This window comes from Bradyrhizobium sp. 31Argb, from assembly GCF_043638955.1.
Classification (GTDB): domain Bacteria; phylum Pseudomonadota; class Alphaproteobacteria; order Rhizobiales; family Xanthobacteraceae; genus Bradyrhizobium.
Genome location: NZ_JBEGDB010000031.1, coordinates 40,245 through 48,463 on the forward strand (window position 1 = coordinate 40,245; position 8,219 = coordinate 48,463).

The following is an 8,219-nucleotide window of genomic DNA, read 5'->3' on the forward strand; positions in this document are numbered from 1 at the left end:
CAATTGTCTGGTAACGCTCAATAATTAGGCTGACGCAGCATCGCTCAAAGTTTGAGCGGAATACGGCATCGAATAATACCCAAGCTATTTCAATAAATTGGTATTTCATGCCCGCCAGATAGGCTCTGGCACGAAGCTTGCGACATCCCGCCTAAGCTCCGCCGTTGGCGCGGATGCGCAACGACCGGCGGCCGGACCGCCCCAGGGGAGCAGGCAATGGATTTCAGCAGGATTTCACGACGGCATTTATTGCAAGGCGGCGCCGCGCTGGCGCTCAGCGGCACGATCGGCGCGCGCACGGCGCAGGCGGCCGAGACCACCATCGGCTTCATCTATGTCGGATCGCGTGACGACTACGGCTACAACCAGGCCCACGCGCAAGGCGCGGCGGCGCTGAAGAAACTGCCCGGCATCAAGGTGGTCGAGGAAGAGAAGGTGCCGGAGACCGATGCTGTCGAGAAGACCATGGAGTCCATGATCAATCTCGACGGCTCCACGCTGCTGTTCCCGACCTCGTTCGGATACTTCAGTCCGCACATGGTCAAGATAGCGAACAAATATCCGAAGATCCGCTTCGAGCATTGCGGCGGCTTGTGGACCGAGAAGGACCCGAAGAACGCCGGAAGCTATTTCGGCTATATCGACGAGGCGCAGTTCATTTCCGGTATCGTTGCGGGCTATTCGACCAAGAGCGGCAAGCTCGGCTTCGTCGCCGCCAAGCCAATCCCGCAGGTGCTGCGCAACATCAACGCCTTCACGCTCGGCGCCAAGCTCGCCAACCCGAAGGCGACGACCCAGGTGATCTTCACCGGCGACTGGTCGATGCCGGTCAAGGAGGCCGAGGCCACCAACAGCCTGATCGACCAGGGCGTCGACGTGCTGACCTGCCATGTCGACGGCCCCAAGACGATGGTCGAGAACGCTGCTCGCCGCGGCGCTTTTGTCTGCGGTTACCATGTCAACCAATCCCCGCTCGCGCCGAAGGCCTATCTCACCGGCGCCGAATGGAACTGGGAAGCGCTCTATCCGAAATTCCTGAAGATGATCGCGTCGGGCGAATCGATCCCGAACTTCTATCGTGGCGGCCTGAAGGAAGAGATCGTCAAATGCTCGCCCTATGGCGAAGCGGTCTCGGCCGAAGCGCGCAAGCATGCCGACGAGATGAAGGCAAAGCTCGTCGCCGGCGAATACACCATCTTCAAGGGACCGATCCTCGACAACAAGGGCAAGACGGTGATCGCGTCCGGCATCGAGCGCGGCCAGAAGGATCCTGAGCTCGAGAAGATGGACTATCTGATCGAAGGCGTGATCGGAGCGACTTCGTGACGACGGACACGGCTGACTCGGCCGAGGCAGTCGAGGCGGTCGGGGTCGCCCCGGCCGCCGATCCCGGTTTCCTGCAGCGCTACGGCGCCGCCATCGAGTACATCCTGATCCCGGGCGCCGCCCTGATCGGCGCGCTCGCGACCTTCGGCGTGTTCGTCGCGCTCTACGGCAAGAATCCGCTCGATCTCTATTTCTACATGTACCAGGGCGCGTTCGGCACCTGGTTCTCCTGGCAGAACACGCTGACCCGCGCCGCGCCGTTGATCCTGACCGCGCTGTGCACGGCACTGCCGGCGCAGCTCGGCATGGTCATCATCGGCGGCGAAGGCGCGCTCCTGATCGGCGCGCTCTCCGCGACCAGCGCGGCGCTCGCCATGCAATGGGCGCCGCCGCTGGTGGTGCAGATCGCGATGGTCATTGCCGGCGTGATCGGCGGCGGATTGTGGATCACGCTATCAGGCGCGCTCCGTCAGTATCGCGGCGTCAACGAGACGATCTCGAGCCTACTGCTGGTCTATATCGCGCTCGCGATCCTCAACCATCTCGTCGAAGGCGTGATGCGCGATCCCTCCAATCTCAACAAGCCGTCGACGCGGGAGATCGGCGCCGCCAACATGATCGGCACCATCCCCGGCACCGACGTGCATTGGGGCCTGGTGTTCGGCCTCGTCTGCGCGATCGCCTCCTACATCCTGATCTATCACACCACCTTCGGCTTTGCCGCACGTGTCGCCGGCGGCAATATCCGCGCCGCGAAGATCGTCGGACTTGGCGTCGGCAAATTGATCATGACGATCTGCTTTCTCGCCGGCGCCTGCGCGGGCGTTGCCGGCATGATCGAGGTCGCCGCCGTCCAGGGCCGCACCAACGCCAATCTCGCCGCGGGCTACGGCTTCACCGGCATCCTGGTCGCCTTCCTGGCGCGGCAGAATCCGCTCGCGGTCATTCCGGTCGCGATCCTGCTCGGCGGCATCAGCGCCAGTGGCGGCCTCCTGCAGCGACGGCTCGGACTGCCCGACGCGTCCGTCCTGGTGCTGCAGGGCATCATCTTCGTGTTCGTGCTGGCCAGCGACGCGCTCTACGGACGCATTGGCTTCGTGAAAGGAAAGTCCTGACATGGCTGACAGCTCGATCGGACTGTGGACCGTCCCGCTCGCCGTGCTCGGCGGCGCCATCCGTGTCTCGACACCGTTCCTGTTCGTCAGTCTCGGCGAATGCATCACCGAGCGGAGCGGCCGCATCAATCTCGGCCTCGAGGGCACGCTGGTGATGGGCGCGATGAGCGCCTACGGCATCTCCTATCTCTCCGGCTCGCCCTGGCTGGGCGTGCTTGCCGCCGGCGTCACCGGCGCGCTGCTCGGCGCGCTCCATGCCGGCATCTGCTCATTGCCGCGCGTGAACGACGTCGCGGTCGGCATCGCGCTGATGCTGTTCGGCATCGGGCCCGCTTTCTTCCTCGGCAAGCCATTGATCGAACCGACCGCGCCGCGGCTGCCCGCGATCGATTTCGGCTGGTGGAGCGACATTCCGCAGGTCCGCGCCGCACTCCGCATCAATGTGCTGTTCCTGATCGGCGTCGCAATCGCCCCCATTCTCTATTGGGCGTTCAAGACCACGCGCTGGGGGCTCCTGATCCGCACCGTCGGCGAAAGCTCGGACGCGGCGCGGGCGATGGGCCATTCGGTGCTGCTGATCCGGCTGCGCGCCACCATGGTCGGCGGCTTCCTCGCCGGGATCGGCGGCTCGTTCCTGTCGCTGTTCTATCCCGGAAGCTGGAACGAAGGCCTTTCCAGCGGACAGGGCATCACTGCGGTTGCGCTCGTGATCTTCGCGCGCTGGGATCCCCTGCTCTGCCTGTGGGCGTCGCTTGCTTTCGGCGGCGCCGCGGCGCTGGGACCGGCGCTGCAATCGGTCGGCGTCACCTCGGGCTATCACCTGTTCAATGCTGCGCCGTACATCCTGACGCTCGCGATCATGATCATCACCTGCTCGCCGAAACGCACGCTGACCGGCGCCCCCGCCGAGCTTTCCATCACCCGATAACACGCGCAGCAACGAGGTCGTCCATGCCCGAGCGCTATATCAAGTCCGAGCCCTACGCCTGGCCTTACAATGGCGATCTCCGCCCGGAAAACACCGCGCTCATCATCATCGATATGCAGACCGATTTCTGCGGCGTCGGCGGCTATGTCGACAAGATGGGCTACGACCTCTCGCTGACGCGAGCGCCGATCGAGCCGATCAAGCGCCTGCTCGCGGTGATGCGGAGCCAGGGCCATCACATCATCCACACCCGCGAGGGCCACCGCACCGATCTCGCCGATCTTCCCGCCAACAAGCGTTGGCGCTCGCGCCAGATCGGCGCCGGCATCGGCGATCCCGGTCCTTGCGGCCGCATCCTGGTGCGCGGCGAGCCCGGTTGGGAGATCATTCCCGATCTTGCCCCCCTGCCGGGCGAGCCGATCATCGACAAACCCGGTAAGGGCTCGTTCTGTGCGACCGACCTGGAGCTGATGCTGCGCCTGCGCGGCATTGAGAACATCGTGCTGACCGGCATCACCACCGACGTCTGCGTCCATACCACGATGCGCGAGGCCAACGACCGCGGCTTCGAATGCGTGCTGATCGAGGATTGCTGCGGCGCGACCGACAAGGGCAATCACGACCATGCGCTGAAGATGATCAAGATGCAGGGCGGCGTGTTCGGCGCAGTGGCGAAATCCGCCGACCTGATCGGAGCGATCTCGTGATCATCGGCGAGACGCCCCCTCCGACCGGCGCCTTCGGCGTCGACGCCATCGCCATGACCATGCGCTTTGGCGATTTCCTGGCGCTCGACAATGTCGAATTGAAGGTGCGTCCCGGCTCTTTCCATGCGCTGCTCGGCGAGAACGGTGCCGGCAAGAGCACGCTGGTGAAATGCATCATGGGCTATTACCACGCGACCCAGGGCGACATCCTGATCGGCGGGCGCGAGCAGAAGATCGGCAACCCGAAGCATGCGCATGCGCTCGGGCTCGGCATGGTCTACCAGCATTTCACCCTGGTCCCGGCGATGACGGTCGCGGAGAACCTGGTGCTGGCGCGCGACGACGTGCCGGCGGTGGTGGACTGGAGCAGAGAGAAGAAGGAGCTCGAGACGTTCCTGGCGCGGATGCCATTCAAGGTGCCGCTGGACGCCAAGGTTTCCGACATCTCGGCCGGCGAGCGGCAGAAGTGCGAGATTCTCAAGCAGCTCTATCTGAAGCGGCGCTTCCTGATCCTGGACGAGCCGACCTCGGTGCTGACGCCGGGCGAGGCCGACGAAGTTTTGGGCATGCTGCGCGCGATGGTCGTATCAGGTGAATTGACCATCCTGATGATCACGCACAAGTTCCGCGAGGTGATGGCCTTTGCCGATGAGGTGACCATCCTGCGGCGTGGAAAACTCGCCGGCCAGGGCCGCGTCGCCGAGCTCACGCCGGATGCCATGGCGCGCACCATGATCGGCGCCGAGCAATTGACCGTGCAGCCGCCCCGCGTCGGCGAAGTCGGCGAGGCGCGCCTCGAGCTCAACAGCCTCACCGCGCTCGACGATGCCGGCGCGGTGGCCGTCCACAACGTCTCGCTCACGGTCCGCGGCGGTGAGATCGTGGGCATCGCCGGCGTCTCCGGCAATGGCCAGCGCCAGCTCGTGGAAGTGCTCGCCGGCCAGCGCGACGCCGAGAGCGGCGAAGTCCGCATCCGCGGCGAGCGCTATTCGGCGACGCGCGAGGAGATGCGCCGGCACAAGATGTCGCTATTGCCCGAGGAGCCGCTCAAGAACGCCTGCGTCGGCGGCATGAGCGTGGCCGACAACATCGCCTTCCGCGAATTCGACCGCGCCCCCTTCGCCAAGGGCGGCTGGTGGCTGAGTGGCGCGGCCTTTCGCAGGAATGCCGAACGCAAGATCGGCCTCTATAAGATCAAGACCCGCACACCGGATACGCCTATCTCCGCGCTCTCGGGCGGCAACGTCCAGCGCGCGGTGCTGGCGCGCGAGCTCGGCGGCGAGGTCGAGGTGCTGATTGCTGCCAATCCCTGCTTCGGGCTCGATTTCGCCGCCGTGGCGCAGATCCATGCCGAGATCATGGCGGCGCGCAACCGCGGCGCGGCGGTGCTTCTCGTCAGCGAAGACCTTGACGAACTGCTCGAACTTTCCGACCGTCTGGTCGTGATGTTCCACGGTGAGCTCGTCCACGAGGCCCGCGCCAGCGAAGCCGATCTCACCGAGATCGGGCGGCATATGGCGGGACATTGATGACGGATATTTCTGCGCTCACCCAGGACGAGGCTGACCTGCATTTCCTGCGGCGGTCCTTCGAGGTCGCCCGCCGCTCCGTCACCCACGGCAATCATCCCTTCGGCTCGGTTCTGGTCGACCAGAATCGCAACGTGCTGATGGAAGTCGAGAACGGCTACATGCCCTCCCGTGACGGCACCGCGCATGCCGAGCGCCTGCTCGCGACCAAGGCCTGCACGACGCTGGCGCCTGAGGTCCTCCAGCACGCCACGCTCTATTCGTCCGCGGAGCCCTGCGCGATGTGCGCGGGCGCGATCTACTGGGCCGGCATCGGGCGCCTGGTCTATGCGTTAAGCGAACATCGCCTGCGCGAGATCACCGGCAATCATCCGGAAAATCCGACCCTCGACCTGCCCTGCCGCGAAGTATTCCGCACCGGACAGCGACCGACCGATGTCGTCGGACCGCTGATCGAGGACGAGGCGGCGAAGCTTCACGCCGGCCTCTGGCAGAAATAGCGCCCGAAGGACTGCCAACCTACCTCGCCTGCGTCTTGTCCACGCTCTTAGGAAAAAAATGGCGCCGCGGGTTCATCGCGGCGCCCAGTTCACCTGGAGAACGGGTCAGGTGGTTAGAACTTCATGGTGATACCGCCGTAGACCGTCGACTCGGTGCAGCTATTGGTGCTGTACGTCACTCCGGCCGCGTTGGTGAGGGTGCAGACGCCAGGCGCTGCGTTGTGGTCGAGGCCGAACTTGTTCTGCCAGTAGCGGTAGGCAACCCAGAGATCGACGAAGTGGGTGTACTTCGGTCCCCAGACCGCCTTGCTGGCGTCGAAGGTCAGACGGATCGGCTCGCTGTTGAACTCAACTGCGGTGCCGGTGCTGAACGGACCGGTGCCGAAGCCGACCAGCGGATTGTTCTGGTCACCCTTCTTGCCGTACCAGGCAGCCGCGGCCGCTGATCGAGAAGTACTGCATGTATTCCGGCAGGAAGCCGAGGTCCATATAGTAGTTGGTTTCGACCGCCCAGGTCGGATTGAAGCTGGTATTGCCGTCCGGAAGGCAGGTGGCGCCGGGAGCCGGATACGGAATGCCGGGACCGAACAGTCCGCACTGGTTGAAGGCGTTGTGGTTGGAGAACTCCCAGGACGCCAACGGCGACACGTTGAAGTAGCCTTTGTAGGGCAGAGCGAATTCGAACTGCAGACCGGCGACGACCTGTCGCTTGGCCGGGGCGAGGAAGTTGTTCTCGCTGTTGCCGTCCATACCGACTTCGAAGGAGACGTTGGTGAGCGGTCCGACGTTGAAGGCCTTAGTGTTGAAGATCTGATTGAAGCCGAAGGTCGAGCGGAACAGGCCGTAGATTTCGGTGGCGCCGGCGCAATTGGCTGACGCGCCAGTGATCAGCACGCCGGCATTGGAGCACGGCGATGCCGGATCGTTCTGACCCGACTTGAACATCGAGATCGTGAAGAAGTTGGTGCCGTAGGTCCAGATGTCGAAGTGGGTGAACGAGTAGACCTGCTTGGCCGTCGTGCCGTTGATCGTACCGTTCGGCTGAATGGAGAACACGCCGGGATCGGTGCCCTTGGGCATCCAGGAGAAGGTCACGCGGTTATCGACCAGCAGGAAGAACGGCAAATCAGGCGCGGGCTTTGGCGCCTTGACCGGCAGGTCGGCCGCGCTGGCGAAGCCGGCGGGCGCGAGTGTGGCAAGTGACAGTGCCGCGGCTGCCAGGTTTCGAAGACTGAGCATATTCGTGTGTACCCCCAAGTTGACGTGCGAAAGTTCGAGGCCCTTCGCAACGACCCTTGCGCCGTTCCCCTGAAGTGAGAAGCCTCAAGTTTTTTCACAGCGTGCTGCAAGTTTCGGCACCTAACGACTGCAACGTCAGTGTTTTAGGGAGTGGCCAGCGGCGAGGCGCAAACGCCCAAGCAACCTCCGCGCGTGGCGCGCATTTTCCGCTTTTGCCTATTTCTATTGGTTTTCTGCGGCGTTTGAGCGCAGCGCCTTGCGACGCTGCACGATCACCACGCGTAATCGTACACAGTCGAAACTTGGCTGCTCAACTTTTTGTCAGCACTGCTTAGACAGTCTCGAATTGTCTCGACCGTCGCAAATATGCAACAGCGATCGAATGACGTCCGCGCGGAGTGGAAGCCGCAAAAGAAGTCAGTAGCGCGGCTCACATCATTCTCAGTGTCGTCTCCGCAAAGGCGGGGGAGCCATAACCACAGGGAGGTGTTGTGGCAGGAGCAAGCGGTTGTAGCGGGGGACACAACAAAGGCCTGTGGCTATGGGTCATGGGGCAAGCCCGGGACAACGCGGGGTGAGTTCTGATTCAAATGTCAAACAGCTCATCCGCTGTCATCGTCCGCGAAGGCGGACGATCCAGTATTCCAGAGGCGGCTGAGCTTGAGCCGAGAGGCCGCCGGATACTGGATGCCCCGCCTGCGCGGGGCATGACGATGGAGTGTGTGAGAGGATATGCGTCCGCATTCTCGCGGCGCGTTGCGCCCGAGCTTTGCATCTCGCTTCACCCTCTCATCGCATAGAGGGCGCAGGGAAAGCCGGGTGCCGGTTGCACCCATGGGTCCCGTGCAACAAAAAGCACGGGGGTAGGACCACAG

Annotated in this window: 6 protein-coding genes and 1 pseudogene; 6 read left to right on the top strand and 1 reads right to left on the bottom strand. The window is 63.7% G+C overall.

Translation table 11 applies throughout. The features are described from left to right. Nucleotides 1–216 precede the first annotated feature (216 nt). From AAFX91_RS08905 to AAFX91_RS08930, 6 genes are read left to right on the top strand one after another with little or no spacing between them, the layout of a single operon-like run. The gene (locus AAFX91_RS08905) at nucleotides 217–1,326 is read left to right on the top strand and encodes a BMP family ABC transporter substrate-binding protein (RefSeq protein ID WP_130579647.1); all 1,110 of its coding nucleotides are present in this window, start codon (nucleotides 217–219) and stop codon (nucleotides 1,324–1,326) included. Further along, the gene (locus tag AAFX91_RS08910; RefSeq protein WP_394566210.1) at nucleotides 1,323–2,441 is read left to right on the top strand and encodes an ABC transporter permease; all 1,119 of its coding nucleotides are present in this window, start codon (nucleotides 1,323–1,325) and stop codon (nucleotides 2,439–2,441) included. The genes AAFX91_RS08905 and AAFX91_RS08910 overlap by 4 nt, the downstream gene beginning before the upstream one ends. A gap of 1 nt (nucleotide 2,442) precedes the next feature. After that, on the top strand, nucleotides 2,443–3,369 hold the full coding sequence (locus AAFX91_RS08915) for an ABC transporter permease (RefSeq protein ID WP_394566211.1): 927 nt from the start codon (nucleotides 2,443–2,445) through the stop codon (nucleotides 3,367–3,369). Between the two features lie 23 nt (nucleotides 3,370–3,392). After that, nucleotides 3,393–4,076, top strand: a complete 684-nt coding sequence (locus tag AAFX91_RS08920; protein ID WP_394566212.1) for a cysteine hydrolase family protein — start codon at nucleotides 3,393–3,395, stop codon at nucleotides 4,074–4,076. After that, complete coding sequence (locus tag AAFX91_RS08925; protein WP_130579644.1) at nucleotides 4,073–5,605, top strand: ABC transporter ATP-binding protein; 1,533 nt, start codon at nucleotides 4,073–4,075, stop codon at nucleotides 5,603–5,605. The genes AAFX91_RS08920 and AAFX91_RS08925 overlap by 4 nt, the downstream gene beginning before the upstream one ends. Then, nucleotides 5,605–6,105, top strand: coding sequence for a nucleoside deaminase (locus tag AAFX91_RS08930; RefSeq protein ID WP_282532662.1), 501 nt, complete (start codon nucleotides 5,605–5,607; stop codon nucleotides 6,103–6,105). The genes AAFX91_RS08925 and AAFX91_RS08930 overlap by 1 nt, the downstream gene beginning before the upstream one ends. Nucleotides 6,106–6,218: 113 nt before the next feature. Here the strand turns inward: AAFX91_RS08930 and AAFX91_RS08935 are convergent. After that, a pseudogene (locus AAFX91_RS08935) lies at nucleotides 6,219–7,344 on the bottom strand (hypothetical protein). Nucleotides 7,345–8,219: the final 875 nt, after the last annotated feature.